The organism is Bacillus infantis (assembly GCF_020171945.1).
GTDB classification, from domain to species: domain Bacteria; phylum Bacillota; class Bacilli; order Bacillales; family Cytobacillaceae; genus Bacillus_AB; species Bacillus_AB infantis_A.
Window position 1 is genome coordinate 41,828 of record NZ_JAIVAP010000020.1, and the last position, 16,834, is coordinate 58,661.

Here is a 16,834-nt window from a genome sequence, read left to right on the forward strand (position 1 = left end):
GTGAATGGTTTGAGATTGGAAAAAGAATACAGCCTTTCCAGACAGCATACTCGTAATCCTTTTGATATTCCGTTTGAATGCTGCCCTCCGGGAATCGTTCAAGCAGGACTGCCTTCGCCGACCGGCTGCCAGTCCATGGAGGAGCTTGAGTTACTCGAAAGGAAAATAGATGCGGTAAATCAGTTCTTGCTGGATATCGGGATAAGGAGAGAGGATAATCAATTTGGAAGAGAAAGAAACCAGGTGCTGGAGCGCGCATTGGAAGGTCTTACTGGACAAGTTGCAGGATTTGAAATTGCAGGCCTTTCGCAGAACCTGGAGGGAAGGGTCCATCTTGCAGGCAGGGACTTTGCTATTATCCGGTCTGAGGGCAATCAATTTATTATCCCTTATCAAAACATCTGTTTCATCAAGCCGGCCAACCGGTTTGCTGAATCTGATGAAGGCCCAAGGCTGTTAAATATAGAACCATGTCTAAGAAGAGCAATTGCATTTGACTTTGGCAGGACAGTCTCGTCTTCCCCGGAACTGATCCAGCTGTTCTTTGGCCTTACCCTGGAGATATATTTGCTTCTGCTGGAGGGGAAAATGGCTGAGATGGTAACAGAAGACTTTAAGGAGAAAGGGATTATCAAGGCTGTTCACCGGGAACATCTAAGCTTCTGTTTTAAAGAAACTACAAGAAGTATTCCATTAGATGAGATTCTCTATATAAGAAGAAAAATGAAAAATGCCTGCAGCTAGCCGAAGGCATGAGGCTGCAGGCAGCTGTTAGAAGTGGACGTGCCCGCAGTCTTTTCTGTTTGTCGCGGAAACTGTTAATTTTCATTTACAGTCGCCCCTCTGCCGACCGGCAGCTTTAGAAGCACTGCAGTCAAAATATTGTGCAGTGTCTAGCATTGAAGATGCGAGTAAGGATAAAACACCTCCTGAATGACACTCGAATTAAGTGCGGCTCAGGAGGTGTTTTTTTGCATATTATATCTATCATTTAACTGAGATAACTGTGTGGGGTAGTATATTAATTGGTACTTAAAGAGTACACGATAGAAAAACAGACCGCCAATTGCAATAGTGCAAAAATGGCAGCCCAAAAGAAAATCTATTGGCGATTCTGCTTACCAGGCCAGTCTTCTTATGAGTCAGCAATGGCCGCAATCACATTTTCGTTCTTTGAACTCGACCCATTTAACATCTTCCATTGGAACAATACGAAAGGTGTCTTTCTTCTTCTTCTTTTTCTTTTTCTTCGGCTTTTCCTCGGCGTCCTCTTCCTCTTCTTCTTCTTCCTCCAAATCTTCCTCTTCTTCCGGGTTTCCTAAAACTTCAATAACCTTTACTTCAACAAAGTTCGAGCCTACAAAGCAGATTTTGGCCAGAATTTCTTCGCAGCTGCTTCCGCATTCCAGCTGCATTTTTACTTTACAGTCAACAAGCTGCCTTAACCGGAAAGCGAGGTTTCCTTGCAGTCCTCCAAGCCTGATTTGAAATCTATCATCACACAAGAAGCTGTCAGCCGCTTGTGAGTGGTGGATGTCGTGATGGCAGGAGCAAGAATGCTTATCGGGATGAGAATGGGGATGGTAGTGGTGGTTCCTGTCAAAATGGTCATAATGATAGCCTCCACAGCTGGAACAGCGTGGATGATGATGATGTGAATAGCTCATGTTGTTCCTCCTTGATTATAAATATATGTTAATCGTTAACTTGTTTTGCAATTCTGAATCAGCCTGTTTTTTGGTTCTTGATTTACGAATATTGGGCAGGCTTTTAATGCTATCAATCTTATATTTGGGGTAAGGGGCATCCAATTTATTTATAGAAGCGTATTGTCTATTTAGTCCGTCCTGATAACGCAGACTGGCTGAGTGGTAAAAAGTATTAGCTTTGTCCTGATACAGCGGAAGATAGCTGTCAGGCCGTGCTGTATGGCCGCATTGGCAGCTGCTGCGGGACTTATCTGCATAATATGTCAATGTTCAATCCCTCTTTTCCTTCTGCAATGGTAATCCCTGGTTCTTAAAAGCAATAAGTGCTCGAGCATGAGCAGTCATTATAGGAGTATTTTTTGTTTAAGCATCCGTAATATAAATTAGCTATCTCACACGGTTTTTTGCATCCGCATAGAGATATACACCGCTTTTTCCGCTGACAGCAGCAGGAATTAGGATAATAACAGCCCACAAATTTCACCTCCTTTAATTCAATTTATGTAAACAGGCCTCTATTTGCTTGTACACCTGCCGCTTTCAGTGAAATATAGTTTGTCCTCCAGATGAAGAAAAAGACGCCAGGCCGGGACAAGTGGCCAAACATAAATTTTAAAGAAGAATAAAATTATAGAAAGAATAGATTAAATTAAATGAATAGGCGGGATAAAATAATGATCGTTCGTATATGTGCATTCCTGGCTGTAATAGCCGGCTTTTGCCTGACATATGTCTTCTGGCCTGAAAGTGAAAGCCTGCCGAAAATCAAAAAAGTAGAAGCATTCAGCCTTGAAGCAATTCAGAGCCCAGAATATGATTCAGCTAACAACAAGATAAAGCTCGTAAATTTCTTCTATACAAGCTGTCCGGATGTCTGTCCTTTAACCATGACAGATTTAAAGAAGGTGCAGGATGGACTGAAAGATGAAAATCTTTTTGGCAGTGAAGCTGAAATTGTATCCATATCATTTGATCCGGTAAATGATACTGAAGAAAAAGTCAGGGAATATGCCAATCATTTTCATGCAGACTTTAAAGGATGGAAGTTCTTGAGCGGAAGGGAAACAGATATTAAGAGAGTAACGGAAAACTTCAATATGAATATCAGAATGGACAATGGCGGCGTAGTAGCCCACAGTACTAAAATGTACCTGGTTGACCAGAATCATTATATCCGGGCAGAATATGATATGGCCGGCTTAAAGGAAAGTATTTCTGTTCAAGAAATTCTGGCGGATATTAAAAGCCTTGCACGCTAAATGCAATTTTGCAGGATTATAAAAATATAAAATTCACTCAAAAAGCTGTTCCTTTTTTGGATTTTCTGTTATATAATACAAAACATAAGTTACAAACTGTATTATAACATTGAGGAGGAATGAAAATGGTGAATGAAACGGCTGCCGCATTGCAGGAAAACTGGGATATGGATAAGAGGTGGAAGGGGATCGAACGGCCATACTCGGCGGAGGATGTCTTAAAGCTGCGGGGATCTGTCCGGATTGAACACACGCTGGCAAGAAGAGGTGCCGATAAACTGTGGAAGCTGGTTCATGAGGAAGACTTTGTGAATGCACTTGGGGCTTTGACAGGAAACCAGGCTGTCCAGCAGGTGAAAGCCGGGCTGAAGGCGATTTATTTGAGCGGCTGGCAGGTTGCGGCAGATGCCAATCTTTCCGGCCATATGTACCCTGACCAAAGCCTCTATCCTGCCAACAGTGTTCCGCAGGTGGTCAAGCGGATCAATCAGGCGCTGCAGCGGGCTGATCAGATCACTCACAGTGAAGGCGATCATTCCATTGACTGGTTCGCCCCGATTGTTGCAGACGCAGAAGCCGGGTTCGGGGGACAGCTGAATGTGTTTGAGCTGATGAAAGGGATGATTGAAGCAGGAGCGGCGGGTGTCCATTTTGAAGATCAGCTTTCCTCCGAAAAGAAATGCGGCCATCTTGGCGGAAAGGTGCTCCTGCCGACACAGACAGCCGTAAAAAATCTGATCGCTGCCAGGCTGGCGGCAGATGTAATGGATGTCCCGACTGTGCTGGTAGCACGGACAGATGCCAATGCGGCTGATTTGATCACCAGTGATGTCGATCCATATGATCACCCGTTCATCATGGGGGAGAGGACGCCGGAAGGCTTTTTCCGAACCAGGGCAGGGCTTGATCAGGCCATCGCCCGCGGGCTTGCCTATGCCCCTTACGCTGATTTGATCTGGTGTGAAACATCCGAACCGGACCTGGAGGAGGCGAGAAGATTTGCGGAGGCCATCCATGAAAGGTTCCCGGGAAAATTGCTTGCCTACAACTGCTCGCCTTCATTCAACTGGAAGAAAAAGCTGGATGATGAAACCATTGCAAAATTCCAGAAAGAGCTCGGCAGGATGGGCTATAAATTCCAATTTGTTACGCTGGCAGGATTCCATGCTTTGAATCACAGCATGTTTGAACTGGCACGGGGGTATAAAGAAAGGGGTATGGCCGCCTATTCCGAGCTTCAGCAAAGGGAATTCGCCAGCGAGGAATTCGGCTATACGGCCACCCGCCATCAGCGCGAGGTCGGTACAGGCTATTTTGACCAGGTTTCCATGGTTGTCTCAGGAGGCACATCCTCCACCACTGCACTGAAGGGATCGACTGAGGAAGATCAGTTTACGGTGTCCCAATAGCATTCGGCTCTCCCTCCTTGAACAAAGGAGGGTTTTTTTTATCCGGGAAAAGGAATAGTAAAAAGAGGAGCATCACATTCTTAGACAAATTGACATACATAATAGTAGCCTGATACTGGAGGAGGTGCGGAGATGCCCCAAAATGTGGATGATTACGTGAAGCAGGGGATGTATGGGCAGAAGCAGACAAAACCGGATGAACGGAGAAAATTCCTCGGAACGATCAGGGAGCGGATTGTGGTTGCGCTCACCCAGCCCCAGGTCAGAAGAGAGGGGACGATCCGGGAGGCGGAAGCTGCGCTGAAGGAAAACCCATCGGCCCATCTATACTTAAACGGGAACATGAATTACTCTTATTTATCAAAGTATATAAAGCTCGCGTCACAGTATGGAGTCGAATATACCATTGTCACAAACAAAGAGCACAATTCGGAAATTGGGCTTGTCCTTGCTTATGATCATGCGATAGATAAGGAAGAGATTTATATCAGCAGTGACAAGGCTGCAAAGAAAGCTCCTGAGAAAAAGGCAAAAAAGGGAGTGGCTGGTTTTTTGAAGAAACTTTTCAAAGGTAATTAAAGAATGCTGAGGCCGATGGTCTCAGCATTTTATGTTAAAATTAAGAAGTATTTCCAAAACTCTATTTCTTCAGTCAATTGACATCCCCCATATAAACAGGCAGCCCTGTTTCACCATCTGCATGCCTGATGATCAGCTCCCTGATGGGGGCAGGAAATAAAGGACAGTCTGCCAATTCTTTTAGGGGAAGCCATTCAATCCCAACCTGATTTTTATCAGGGATGCTTCCAGATTTCGGAGAGACTTCAGCCTGAATGCTGCAGGCAAAAAAGAATTCTACTTGGTGCAGTCCTGCGTGACCTTCATAGCCATGGCTGCTGCCGATATAATCACGTACAAACAGCAGGCTGCCAATTTCGACAGGTATGCCGACTTCTTCCAGGCATTCGCGCTGCAGATTGGCATGCAGATTTTCGCCGTTTTCCTGTCCGCCGCCGGGAAGGACATAGAAGTCCTCCCCGCTGTCATGCATTTTGATGGCAAGCAGGCAGCCATCCTTGATAATAATTGCTTTTGAAGCTGTTCTGATCATTTTTATAACCTCCTTGGTATAGCATTCATATGGGGTCTGTTTATTTCCGTTCCAGGCACTTCGCTTTCCGCGGGGCGACGCTGAGCCTCCTCACGCTGCGCTCTGCGGGGTCTCAGCATTGCCGCTACTTTCCCGCAGGAGTCTACGTGCCTTCCACTCCAATAAACAGAGGCTCCTGAACTTTTACTGACTCAACAAAAAATGGAATCTGAATGTCTCCATACCATGAAATTGACTCAAGAATGCATTTCCTTTTGACGAACCAAACCATTTTCCCCTATTTATTTTACTAAGCGAGGTGCCGCAAGGATGAATATTGCCGATTTGCGTCCTAAAAAAAGGTCAGAATTAAGAATCAGAGCCGGCACATGGTTTTATATATGGAAAAGGTATGGCCGCTGGCTGGCAGACGCCCGTACATACAGCAGAAAAAAAGAAGCAGCTGCTCTGCCATTTCCGGTATTCAGTCACCAGACCCCGCTTCTCCGAAAGCTGAAGAATGTGGACATGGTCTATCAATATAATAAAATCAAAAATCTGGAGATTGCTATAAAGCAGCTGGACGGCACCGTCATTTACCCTGGAGAAACATTCAGCTACTGGAAGCTTATCGGCAGGCCGACCGCAAGGAAAGGGTATCAGCCCGGCATGATCCTTCATTATGGCAGCTTTAAGATGGGAACGGGGGGAGGTCTCTGCCAGCTATCCAATTTAATTTATTGGATGGCTCTGCATACGCCGCTGACCGTGACGGAAAGGCACCGCCACAGCTTTGATGTGTTCCCTGATTCAAAGCGCACCCAGCCGTTTGGGAGCGGGGCGACCTGTGCCTATAATTATCTCGATCTGCAAATAACCAATCATACTGAAGAGCCTTATCAGCTGATCCTTTATCTGACAGATGCCAATTTATGCGGCGAGTGGCGGACAGTTTCAGAGCCTTTATACACGTATGAGGTGTATGAAAGGAGCCATGCCATCACGCCTGCATACTGGGGCGGTTATGTCCGCCATAATGAAATATTCCGCCGGTCCTATAACCGGCAGGGAAAGCTGTATGAAGACGAATATATAACAGAAAACCATGCCATCATGATGTATGAGCCATTGCTGGAAGGAAAGTCCCGCTCTATTTGACAGAGCGGGACTTTTCTTTAAAGAGGCTGAAGCTGGGAAGAAGGTTCAAGTCCAGGGCCTTCAATAATAATGGCGGTCATGCCAAGAGCAGAGCCGGATTCATGTTCTTCCCCATCTTCCCAGAATACAGCCGTTCCTAGATCTACTGCTATTCGTTCACCATCCGCACTTCTAACCCAGCCCTCACCGGAGACAATCAGGAAAAGCTGCGGACAGACAGCAGGATGCATGCCAAGGACGCTGTCCTCCTTCAGGTGCATGCAGCCGATCGTGACTGGAATTTCTCTTGATAAGAGGGTGTAATAGCTGTTCAGACTGCCAAACTTTGGGACCTCTTTTCCAGCAGAATCAAATCGAAATAGCTTCATCTTAAACTCTCCTTTAATGAATTAAGCTTTCATTATAACTGAAAAGATAGAAAAGAAGTAAATATTAGAAATAATCCGGAAATTTTAGGGTTAAGACAGTATAATAACTTTATCAGGCAGAGTATTCTGCCATACAAGGAGGAATTCATTATGACAATCGAGGTGCTTGTTTCCTAGTCTGGGACGGGGAGCTTGTCACGAGATCTCCGTTTCGGACTTTCTTAGTTTTCATTAAGAAGGAGAAGCGGAGGAAGGGCAATGGAGGCAAAAAAAGTATATTTTAGGCTCACGGGAATTCGGGCATTTTTATTTCAGATCATTTTTACCGTAAATGCGATTTATTTTATTGTGGAGGCTGGGCTTAATCCGCTGCAGCTCGTTCTGATCGGGACGATTATGGAATTATCCATTGTGCTGTTTGAGGTGCCGACAGGAGTCATAGCCGATCATGTCAGCAGGAAGAAATCCGTCATCATAGGGACGATCCTGCTCGGACTGGCTCATCTTCTGGAGGGATCGGTGCCTGCATTCTGGGGAATCGCAACAGCTTATGCTGTGTGGGGCCTTGGCTATACGTTTCTCAGCGGTGCCGAAGAAGCTTGGATTGCCGACGAAGTGGAAGGAAAGGGTCTGGATAAGCTTTTTCTAAAAGGATCGCAGATTGCGTCTATCGGCAAAATTGCCGGTATCATGGCAAGTATGGTTATATCGATGCTCTTTTCTGTTCAGGCAGCGATTCAGATTGCGGGCGGTTCTTTCATTATATTGGCTGTCTGGCTTTGGTTCCGGATGCCTGAACACCGGTTTGAAAAGCTGGAGCGGGAAGAGACGTCCCAGCTCCGCCAGCTTGCCGGCGCCGTCCAAAAAGGATACAGGACAGTAAAGGGCAATCCGGTTCTTGCCGGCATGGCAGGCATTGCCCTTATGTGGGGGCTCGCAAGCGAAGGTTTCGACCGGCTGTGGGCTGCCCATTTCCTGGAGGATATCCAGCTTGCCGAGAGCTCTGCAGTTCTCTGGTTCGGATTGATCAATGGGATTGCATTGCTTCTGAATATTGGGTTGGTCGAGTGGATCAGCAGGAGGCTGAATGGGGATGGGGAGCCGACATATGTCCGCCTGCTGCTCTTCGTAAACGTGGCGCTAGCGGCCAGCACACTGATTTTTGCGCTTAGCGGGGAGCTTTGGCTTGCCCTTGCGTCTTATTGGACCAGTTTTACACTGAGAGGCCTTAACAGCCCGCTTTACAGCATCTGGCTTAATCAAAAGCTGGAGTCAAAGGGAAGGGCCACCATGCTTTCCCTGTTCGGACAGATTGATGCAATCGGGCAGATTGCAGGAGGGCCGCTTGTCGGCTGGATCGCGTTCTCTTTTTCGATCTCGGCTGGATTGTTTGCTACAGGGCTTTTTACAGTGCCGGTCCTGATTTTTCTATGGATTGCCGGCCGTTATGCAAACAGCAGAGTGTCCGAGTCTTCTGGACAGGAAGATACAGGTTGAAGCCGGACAGATTCAATATATAGAAAAACGGGAAAGGCGTCTGGGATATCCAGGCGCCTTAGCTTTTCACTCCTGCAGTCATTATAATAAGAGAAAACACGTATTTCCTTTGCTTCCGGCAATTGCTTTAAAGCGCTGGAGTCTGATATGATTCTATCTATACTTATAGCATTCTAAAATATTTGGAGGTGACAGAGATGTCTAGAATATCAGAAGATCAGGTCAGGCATGTAGCCCACCTGGCACGTCTGGAAGTGACGGATGAGGAAGCGGTGCGGATGCAAAAAGAGCTGGAAAAAATGCTTTCTTTTGCGGAGCAGCTTAATGAACTGGATACAGAGAACGTTGAGCCGACTTCCCATGTACTGGATATCAAGAATGTATTCCGGGAAGATATCGCGAAAAAAGGGCTGCCGCAGGAGGACGTGCTGAAAAACGCGCCGGACCACCAGGATGGACAGATCAAGGTGCCATCCATACTGGAATAGGGGGAAAGCAAATGAGTTTGTTTGATCATAAGGTTTCAGAGCTTCATGAACTTTTACATAAAAAAGAAATTTCCGTATCTGATCTGGTTGAGCAGTCTTTTAAACGGATTGGTGAAGTGGACAGCCAGGTGGGGGCATTCCTGACCTTAAATGAGGCAGAAGCACGGAAGCAGGCAAAGTACTTAGACGAAAAGCTGGGCACAGAAGAGTCGAAGGGCCTCCTTTTTGGCATGCCGATCGGGATTAAAGATAATATTGTCACAAAGGGCCTGAGAACTACCAGTGCAAGCAGGATTCTGGAAAATTTCGACCCGATCTATAATGCAACGGTAATGGATCATCTACATAATGCCGGGACCATCACAATAGGAAAACTGAATATGGATGAATTCGCGATGGGGTCCTCAAATGAGAATTCAGGATTCGGAAATGTCCGCAATCCATGGAATCTTGAGAAGGTGCCAGGCGGCTCTTCAGGCGGTTCAGCTGCAGCGGTCGCAGCAGGAGAAGTGCCTTTTGCCCTTGGGTCAGATACAGGGGGTTCCATCAGACAGCCTGCTTCTTACTGCGGTGTGGTTGGGTTAAAGCCTACCTATGGGCGTGTTTCCCGGTTCGGGCTTGTTGCGTTTGCTTCGTCACTTGATCAAATCGGCCCGGTTACAAGGAATGTTGAAGATAATGCCTATCTGCTTCAGGCGATTTCGGGGCTGGATCCGAATGACTCTACCTCAGCAGATGTTCCTGTCGATCATTACGCCCGCGCCTTGACTGGAGATGTAAAGGGTCTCAGGATCGCTGTGCCAAAAGAGTACCTTGCTGAAGGCGTGGATGAAAAAGTCCGCCAATCTGTCCTCGATGCGCTTAAGGTGCTGGAGAATCTTGGAGCTGTATGGGAGGAGGTATCCCTTCCGCATTCCAAGTATGCTTTGGCTGCCTATTATCTGCTTTCGTCCTCAGAAGCGTCTGCCAACCTTGCCCGCTTTGACGGCGTCAGGTACGGCTACCGTGCCCCGGATGCTGAAACACTGATGGAGCTTTATAAAAAGTCGCGCGCCCAGGGCTTCGGCGATGAGGTGAAAAGAAGGATTATGCTCGGAACCTTCGCCTTAAGCTCAGGCTATTATGATGCTTATTATAAAAAGGCGCAAAAGGTCCGTACTTTGATTAAAAAGGACTTTGAAGAGGTATTTCAATCTTATGATGTCATCATTGGACCTACAGCACCGACCCCGGCATTCAATATCGGGGAGAATATAGATGATCCGCTTACTATGTATGCCAATGATATACTAACAATCCCTGTTAACCTGGCCGGTACGCCTGCCATTTCGGTGCCGTGCGGATATTCGGATGGTATGCCGCTTGGACTGCAGATCATCGGCAAATATTTTGACGAGAGCACAATCTACAGAACAGCCCATGCCTTTGAGCAGGCCACTGACTTCCATAAGCAAAAACCGGGACTGTAAGGGGGGAACAGACATGAACTATGAAACGGTTATCGGACTTGAGGTCCATGTTGAATTAAAAACAGATTCGAAAATTTTTTCCGCGAGCCCGAACCATTTCGGAGCGGAACCGAATACAAACACAAGCGTTGTGGAACTCGGCTATCCTGGCGTGCTGCCGGTGCTCAACCGCAAAGTGGTCGATTATGGAATGAAGGCCAGTATGGCGCTGAATTGCCAGATTGCCGATGTAACGAAATTTGACCGCAAAAACTATTTTTATCCGGATAACCCGAAAGCCTATCAAATCTCGCAATTTGATAAGCCAATCGGTGAACATGGCTGGATTGAAATCGAAGTGGACGGATATAAGAAGAAAATTGGCATCACCCGGATCCATTTGGAGGAGGATGCCGGCAAGCTGAACCATGAAAAGGGCTATTCCCTCTGCGATTACAACCGCCAGGGAACCCCGCTGATCGAAATTGTTTCAGAGCCGGATATCAGGACAGCTAATGAAGCTTATGCATATCTCGAGAAACTAAAAAGTATTATCCAATATACAGGTGTATCTGATTGTAAGATGGAAGAGGGGTCGCTCAGATGTGATGCGAATATCTCCATCAGGCCTGTTGGCCAGGAGGAATTCGGCACCAAGACTGAACTGAAGAACCTGAACTCTTTTAACTTTGTCAGAAAAGGCATTGAATACGAAGCAAAGCGCCAGGAGGAGGTGCTTCTTGCCGGTGGGGAGATCCAGCAGGAAACCCGCCGCTATGATGAGTCTACTAATACGACCCTCCTCATGCGTGTAAAAGAGGGCTCTGATGATTACCGCTATTTCCCTGAGCCTGATCTGACTGATATTTTCATTGACCAGGAGTGGAAAGACCGGATCCGTGCCGAGATTCCAGAGCTGCCGGACGCTAGGCAGAAGCGGTATGTAGAAGAGCTTGGCCTTCCTGCTTATGATGCTGCAGTTCTGACGGTAACAAAGGAGACAGCAGACTTCTTCGAGGCAGCGGTGGAAGCGGGTGCGGACGCCAAGCAGGCCTCAAACTGGCTGATGGGTGAAGTATCTGCTTACTTGAATGCTGAGCAGAAAGAGCTGGCTGATGTAAAGCTGACACCGGAAAACCTGGCCGGAATGATCAAGCTGATTGAAAACGGGACAATCTCCAGCAAGATTGCGAAAAAGGTCTTCAAGGAGCTCATCGAAAATGGCGGCACTGCGGAAGCCATCGTTAAGGAAAAAGGCCTCGTCCAGATTTCTGACGAAGGGGCGCTCCTCCAATATGTGACGGATGCGCTTGATGCGAATCCGCAATCAATTGAAGACTTTAAGGCAGGCAAACAAAAAGCAACCGGGTTCCTGGTCGGGCAGATTATGAAGGCCTCCAAGGGACAGGCGAATCCACAGATGATCAACAAGCTGCTGATGCAGGAAATAACAAAGCGATAGAAAATAAGCCGCTGGGGAAATCCAGCGGCTTCTGTTTATTATGGGGAAATTTGCTGGTCTGGTTTAGACAAACTTCCTCTTTATTTCCCAGGAAAGGATGAAATACGGCAAAGTCCTGCAAAAAAAGGAATGTACTATAGCCATCGAGAATAAATAATAGATGGGACAGCCCATAATCGATATTGACAGAAAAGGAAGTGCTTGTATGGAATTGAAGGACTGGTTTGCGAAGGGACTGACATTCTCTGAATATGTGGAAGGTATGAGTGTTAATAAGCAGGAGATGAAAAGCATAGACAGCAAGTTTTCTCTCACAGAAGAGGAAAAGGCCAAGCTGGTGTCTGTGAAGGATAAAGGGTTGAAAGTGATTGTCCTTACAGAGGACTGGTGCGGGGATGCGATGCTTAATATTCCGATCCTTATGCATATAGCAAGAGAGACAGATATGGAGACAAGGTTCATTCTGCGGGATGAAAACCTTGAGCTGATGGATCAGTATTTAACCAACGGAACGGCCCGTTCGATCCCTATTTTTATCTTCATCGATGGAGACGGACAGGAAAAGGCTGTATGGGGACCGCGGGCAGAAACAGTGCAGCGCTTTGTCGACAAGGAACGGGCTCAGCTTCCGCCAGCAGACAGTGAAGATTTCAAAGAAAAACAGGGCATCATGTTCAAAAAGATGAAAGCGGCATACCAGGAAGATGAACAGGTCTGGCATGATGTGGCAGCAAGCATTATAGCTAAACTTCAATGAAGCAGGTGAGCTGATGGAATGGAACAAAAGCAGGGCTGCAGCGAGGCTTGGCATCAGATATCCGATTCTCCAGGCCCCCATGGCGGGCGGGATTACGGTCCCGGAGCTGATTGCGGCTGTGTCGGGGAGCGGCGGCCTGGGAAATATGGGAGCAGGCTATATGTCTGCTGAAGACATGGATAGGGACATCAAAAAAGTAAAGGAAATGACTGCCGAGCCATTCGGAATCAATCTGTTTCTCCCTGCCGAGCCTCTGGTTGATGAGAACAAGCTTCATAGGATGTTCCGGAAGCTGGAGGAGCTGCAAAAGGAGCCGGGAATCAGCACGGCTGCAGCTTACAAAGAAAAAGATCTCCGGAAGCTCTTTGGCGAACAGCTGGAAACGGTTCTGCGGCTAAGGGTTCCTATTGTCAGCTTTACATTCGGCATTCCTGAGAGAGAAGCTGTTTCCGAGCTTCATAGGAATGGCACTGTGATCATCGGAACTGCTACAAATGTTCTGGAAGCAGAGGAACTGGAAGAGGCTGGTGCAGATCTTGTAGTGGCCCAGGGCAGTGAGGCAGGGGGCCACAGGGGGACATTTCATAGTGAGGAGAGGGGCTTGATTGGAACGATGGCCCTTATCCCGCAGGTTGCAGACCGGGTTAAAATCCCCGTCATAGCAGCCGGGGGCATCATGGATGCAAGGGGCATCGCAGCCGCCTTTATGCTGGGCGCCCAAGGGGTCCAGCTGGGAACTGCCTTCCTTCCCTGCAGTGAAAGCGGTGCCCATCCAGCTTACAAGGCAGCCGTGCTGGATGGCAAGGGAGAAGAAACAGTCCTTACAAAAGCTTTTTCCGGAAAACTGGCCAGGGGAATGGAGAATAGTTTCATCAGGGAAATGAAAGACATGGAGGACGGGCTTCTGCCTTTTCCTGTTCAAAATGATCTGACAGGACCGATCCGCAGAAAAGCAGCAAAAGACGCCAATAAGGATTATATGTCATTATGGGCAGGTCAGGCGGTTTCTCTTTCGAAGGAATTGCCTGCAGCCAGGCTGATGGAAGATTTGATTGCAGGCACTGACAGTCTTCTTAAATGATAAATAAAGCTTCCGCATTTCAGCGGAAGCTTTATTTATTTTTTTACGAAAACAAAAAAGAAATTCCGAGGGAAGCAGCGAGCATAAGCAGGGAGGATGCGAGCAGGGGATTGACTCTAATGTGGAACATTTCCCTGGCTTCCCTGTGCCCGGTATCCCGATGATTCATGAATGAACTGGCGATGACACTGCTGGTCCAAGCATCGCCTGTGCTGGAAAAAAACAAGACGAAAGCAAACCATAGAGCGGAAAATAAGAATGAGAAATCAATCAGGCCATAATCGGAAAAGAAGAAATGCCAGATGGAGAAAAGCAGCAGGGCCTGGATGGTGAAGGAGCAAGCAAGGATGATGGCAAAACGTTTCACGAATTCATCTCCTTTCAATTATTGGAGGAAGCGGCGTGTGGCAGGAGGAGTGTTTCAGAGTATGACGGCTTGCTCCCATTTTTCTTTTTTACGAATAAAGAAAGAAAAAAGTTCCAAAAAAAGTAAAAGTCATGAAAGGTTATGAAAAAAAGAGAGAGGAATTGAACTTTGTTTCAGTATAGAGCGGGCTATCTGCCTGATGACACCAGGTTCCCGCAGCATACTCTCGTCCATGTCAAGAATTTCCCGGGCGGTGAACCAGCTGTATTCTGTGATTCCATTTTCTAATTTGATAGATCCGCCGGCAAATTCAGCAAGAAATTGAAAAAGGAGAATAGGGTGGCCTGTCCTGCTGGTAAACTGGAAGATTCCTGCCGATTCCGCAATTTTGATATCCAGCCCTGTTTCTTCTTTTGTTTCCCGCCGGGCGGCCGCAATTATATCTTCCCCGGGCTCCACATGGCCGGAGGGGAAATTCCAGGTGGGTCCAGCCTCATTTTTATGTTCCTTAATCATGAGCAGGCGGCCATCCATCAGGACGGCAGTGCTTGCAATCAAGATAGAATCCATTGAATACTCCTGTATACTTTTTGGTTCATTATAACATGAGAAATGCCCCCTTCATTCAGGGGGCATGGTGTTAAATGATAGCTTCCTCTTCTTTTTCAAAGTGTTTATCCATCCAGTCTTTCCCCTCCAGCTGTTTGGTGACAAGCATGCTGGAAACAGTATCTCCGGTGACATTGACTGCAGTGGCTGGCGGATCGACCACTACGCCGATTGCTGAAATGATCGGAAGCGCCTCGATTGGCAGGCCGTAAAGTGTGATGATCATCATCTCGCCAATAAAGCCTCCTCCTGGCACACCGCTCATGACTGTCCCTGCAAGCAGCGAGATGCCGATCGCCGTTAAAAAGGTGTCCAGGCCGGTGAAATCCATATTGAAAATGCCGAATACAAAAGATATCTTCAATATGGCCGCCAGGCAGGAGCCATCCATATGAATGGTTGCGCCGAGCGGAAGAACGGTTTCCCTAATATCTTTAGGCACGCCGATTCGTTTGGCAGCCTGCAGGTTAACAGGCAGTGAGCCAACGCTGCTTCCAGTGGCAAGAGCGGTGGCAGCAGGGGAAAAGATATTTTTCCAAAAGCGGGCCACTCCTCTGCGTCCGCCGGCAATAAAAGCATAAAGCGTAAAGCCGATCAAGAAATAAAGAATGGCAGCAGGGTAATAGACGATGACAGCCCGGGCATAATCGCCAAGCAGTTCGGGTCCGAATACGCCTATCAATGACGCGAAGTAAGCACCAAGCCCGATGGGTGCATAATACATGACAAGATTGATCAGCCTCATAAAGACTTCTGACCCGCTGACCAGAAACTTTGTGAAAGGGCGTCCTTTTTCACCAGTAAGCCCTGAAGCCACCCCAACCAGGACCGAAAAGACTATTAAAGCGAGCATATTCTTGCGGGAGAAGAGCTCGATAAAGTCAGGCACAGTAAAGGTTTTGACCAACTGATCGGGCAGGCTCAGCTCTTCTGTGTTTTCCGGCTGTGTCAGAGGGATGTCAGTCCCCTGGGCCGGCGGGAAGGCTGTTACCGCAACCAGCATTACAATGGAGGCAATAATGCCTGTAGCAATGAATACAACCATCATGCTGCCCATGATTTTCCCGAGCCGCTTCATGCTGTTCATATTGGCAATGGCCGATGAGATTGTGAAAAAGACGAGCGGTACTACTAGCATGAATAAGAGATTTAAGAATAAGTCCCCAAGCGGTTTGATAACTTCCGCTTTTTCCCCGAAAACAAACCCGATGATGCTTCCAATGATAATTGAAGCAAACAGGATAATGGGAAAGCGGTATGCTTTTAATTTTTCCTTCATTTAGGTAACTCCTTCTGCAAAAAAATTGAGATGATGCCCACAGGATATGGGTGAACCTCTACCATTCTACCCGAAATGGAATGGATATGACAGATTGGGAAATGAACAGGTATTTTTTTCATTCAAAGGATCTGCCATTCAGAAGGCGGACCCGGCTTGTTTATACACCAATAAAAAAAGAGAGCCATCACAGCTCTCAAGCCTGCTTCGGCCCTTTTTTTGCAGGTATCCGGTCATTCTTTAGATTCTTGTCATTGATCTTCGGCTCTTTATTTTGGCGGAAGTTTGAGATGTTGGAACGGTGCAGGATGATCAGAAAGATTGTAAAAAAGAAAAATATAAGTTCATGGGTCCATCCTGGCTGAAAAAAAGAGAAAATGATAAGGGCGATTCCGACAGAAATAGAACCGAAAAATACATATTTTGTTGCATAAATGACTCCGACAAATGCAATGTAAGCTGCCAGGAACATCCAGGCATTGGCAACCAGCAGCACTCCTGCGGTTGTTGCAATGGCTTTTCCTCCGCGGAAGCCTGCGAAAATAGGGAAGCAGTGCCCCGCAACCGCAATCAGGCCGGTGTATAGCGGATCCAGATCAGTATGAAGAAGGATGGGCAGACCTGCTGCAAGCGCCCCCTTGCCGGCATCAATGAGAAGAACGGCAATCCCGGCCCGCTTTCCGAGGACACGGACGGTGTTGGTCGCCCCGGGATTATTGCTTCCATGCTCGCGTATGTCGATTTGGAACAGCCACCTGCCAATCAGAAGGGCGGTTGGAATCGAGCCGATCAAATAGGCGGCTGCAAGAATAGCAAAATTCATAAATCCTCCTTTCCTGCCAGCAGCACAGCA

General features: G+C 47.2%; 20 protein-coding genes. 11 read left to right on the forward strand and 9 right to left on the reverse strand.

The genetic code is table 11. From position 1 onward, the window contains the following. The first annotated feature begins 9 nt into the window (after window positions 1–9). Entirely contained in the window at window positions 10–744 is a 735-nt protein-coding gene (locus LCM00_RS20410; RefSeq protein WP_224905476.1) for a hypothetical protein, read from the forward strand. A gap of 398 nt (window positions 745–1,142) precedes the next feature. On the opposite strand, the gene LCM00_RS20415 is transcribed toward LCM00_RS20410, so the two are convergent. From LCM00_RS20415 to LCM00_RS20425, 3 genes are all read right to left on the reverse strand, one after another. After that, a complete protein-coding gene (locus LCM00_RS20415; protein ID WP_224905478.1) occupies window positions 1,143–1,415 on the reverse strand; it encodes a hypothetical protein in 273 nt (90 codons plus the stop codon). 26 nt (window positions 1,416–1,441) lie between these two features. Further along, a complete protein-coding gene (locus LCM00_RS20420; protein WP_224905480.1) occupies window positions 1,442–1,612 on the reverse strand; it encodes a hypothetical protein in 171 nt (56 codons plus the stop codon). A gap of 70 nt (window positions 1,613–1,682) precedes the next feature. Further along, the gene (locus LCM00_RS20425; RefSeq protein ID WP_224905482.1) at window positions 1,683–1,976 is read right to left on the reverse strand and encodes a hypothetical protein; all 294 of its coding nucleotides are present in this window, start codon (window positions 1,974–1,976) and stop codon (window positions 1,683–1,685) included. A gap of 407 nt (window positions 1,977–2,383) precedes the next feature. Between LCM00_RS20425 and LCM00_RS20430 the strand changes: the two genes are divergently transcribed. The 3 genes from LCM00_RS20430 (at window position 2,384) to LCM00_RS20440 (ending at window position 4,956) form a co-directional block, all read left to right on the forward strand. Further along, window positions 2,384–2,968: an SCO family protein gene (locus LCM00_RS20430; protein ID WP_224905484.1), complete on the forward strand. Its 585-nt coding sequence runs from the start codon at window positions 2,384–2,386 to the stop codon at window positions 2,966–2,968. Window positions 2,969–3,093: 125 nt separating this feature from the next. Continuing rightward, window positions 3,094–4,377: an isocitrate lyase gene (gene aceA, locus LCM00_RS20435; protein WP_224905486.1), complete on the forward strand. Its 1,284-nt coding sequence runs from the start codon at window positions 3,094–3,096 to the stop codon at window positions 4,375–4,377. Between the two features lie 132 nt (window positions 4,378–4,509). Continuing rightward, the gene (locus tag LCM00_RS20440; protein WP_224905488.1) at window positions 4,510–4,956 is read left to right on the forward strand and encodes a YueI family protein; all 447 of its coding nucleotides are present in this window, start codon (window positions 4,510–4,512) and stop codon (window positions 4,954–4,956) included. A 73-nt stretch (window positions 4,957–5,029) separates the two neighbouring features. On the opposite strand, the gene LCM00_RS20445 is transcribed toward LCM00_RS20440, so the two are convergent. Continuing rightward, window positions 5,030–5,488 carry an NUDIX domain-containing protein gene (locus LCM00_RS20445; RefSeq protein WP_224905490.1) on the reverse strand — a complete coding sequence of 153 codons (459 nt, stop codon included), beginning with the start codon at window positions 5,486–5,488 and terminating at the stop codon, window positions 5,030–5,032. A 309-nt stretch (window positions 5,489–5,797) separates the two neighbouring features. Here LCM00_RS20445 and LCM00_RS20450 point away from each other — a divergent pair, with 309 nt between their 5' ends. Further along, window positions 5,798–6,625 (forward strand): VanW family protein, encoded by an 828-nt coding sequence (locus LCM00_RS20450; RefSeq protein WP_224905492.1) that lies wholly within the window; start codon window positions 5,798–5,800, stop codon window positions 6,623–6,625. A gap of 17 nt (window positions 6,626–6,642) precedes the next feature. Here LCM00_RS20450 and LCM00_RS20455 read toward each other — a convergent pair whose 3' ends face one another. After that, on the reverse strand, window positions 6,643–6,993 hold the full coding sequence (locus LCM00_RS20455; protein ID WP_224905494.1) for a cupin: 351 nt from the start codon (window positions 6,991–6,993) through the stop codon (window positions 6,643–6,645). 258 nt (window positions 6,994–7,251) lie between these two features. Here LCM00_RS20455 and LCM00_RS20460 point away from each other — a divergent pair, with 258 nt between their 5' ends. The 6 genes from LCM00_RS20460 to LCM00_RS20485 all read left to right on the forward strand — a co-directional run bounded on the left by LCM00_RS20460 (window position 7,252) and on the right by LCM00_RS20485 (window position 13,726). Continuing rightward, window positions 7,252–8,490, forward strand: coding sequence for an MFS transporter (locus LCM00_RS20460; RefSeq protein WP_224905496.1), 1,239 nt, complete (start codon window positions 7,252–7,254; stop codon window positions 8,488–8,490). Window positions 8,491–8,687: 197 nt separating this feature from the next. Beyond that, window positions 8,688–8,978, forward strand: a complete 291-nt coding sequence (gatC, locus tag LCM00_RS20465; RefSeq protein ID WP_224905498.1) for an Asp-tRNA(Asn)/Glu-tRNA(Gln) amidotransferase subunit GatC — start codon at window positions 8,688–8,690, stop codon at window positions 8,976–8,978. An 11-nt stretch (window positions 8,979–8,989) separates the two neighbouring features. Further along, a complete protein-coding gene (gatA, locus tag LCM00_RS20470) occupies window positions 8,990–10,447 on the forward strand; it encodes an Asp-tRNA(Asn)/Glu-tRNA(Gln) amidotransferase subunit GatA (protein WP_224905500.1) in 1,458 nt (485 codons plus the stop codon). Between the two features lie 13 nt (window positions 10,448–10,460). Continuing rightward, window positions 10,461–11,888: an Asp-tRNA(Asn)/Glu-tRNA(Gln) amidotransferase subunit GatB gene (gene gatB, locus LCM00_RS20475; protein ID WP_224905502.1), complete on the forward strand. Its 1,428-nt coding sequence runs from the start codon at window positions 10,461–10,463 to the stop codon at window positions 11,886–11,888. A 205-nt stretch (window positions 11,889–12,093) separates the two neighbouring features. Next, window positions 12,094–12,645 carry a thioredoxin family protein gene (locus tag LCM00_RS20480; protein ID WP_224905576.1) on the forward strand — a complete coding sequence of 184 codons (552 nt, stop codon included), beginning with the start codon at window positions 12,094–12,096 and terminating at the stop codon, window positions 12,643–12,645. A gap of 13 nt (window positions 12,646–12,658) precedes the next feature. After that, window positions 12,659–13,726 carry an NAD(P)H-dependent flavin oxidoreductase gene (locus tag LCM00_RS20485; RefSeq protein ID WP_224905504.1) on the forward strand — a complete coding sequence of 356 codons (1,068 nt, stop codon included), beginning with the start codon at window positions 12,659–12,661 and terminating at the stop codon, window positions 13,724–13,726. 43 nt (window positions 13,727–13,769) lie between these two features. On the opposite strand, the gene LCM00_RS20490 is transcribed toward LCM00_RS20485, so the two are convergent. The 4 genes from LCM00_RS20490 to plsY form a co-directional block, all read right to left on the reverse strand. Then, on the reverse strand, window positions 13,770–14,093 hold the full coding sequence (locus LCM00_RS20490; RefSeq protein ID WP_224905506.1) for a hypothetical protein: 324 nt from the start codon (window positions 14,091–14,093) through the stop codon (window positions 13,770–13,772). Window positions 14,094–14,222: 129 nt separating this feature from the next. Then, window positions 14,223–14,663, reverse strand: coding sequence for an NUDIX hydrolase (locus LCM00_RS20495; RefSeq protein WP_224905509.1), 441 nt, complete (start codon window positions 14,661–14,663; stop codon window positions 14,223–14,225). 70 nt (window positions 14,664–14,733) lie between these two features. Beyond that, a complete protein-coding gene (locus tag LCM00_RS20500; RefSeq protein ID WP_224905511.1) occupies window positions 14,734–15,981 on the reverse strand; it encodes a dicarboxylate/amino acid:cation symporter in 1,248 nt (415 codons plus the stop codon). A gap of 196 nt (window positions 15,982–16,177) precedes the next feature. Beyond that, window positions 16,178–16,804 (reverse strand): glycerol-3-phosphate 1-O-acyltransferase PlsY, encoded by a 627-nt coding sequence (gene plsY / locus LCM00_RS20505; protein ID WP_224905513.1) that lies wholly within the window; start codon window positions 16,802–16,804, stop codon window positions 16,178–16,180. Window positions 16,805–16,834: the final 30 nt, after the last annotated feature.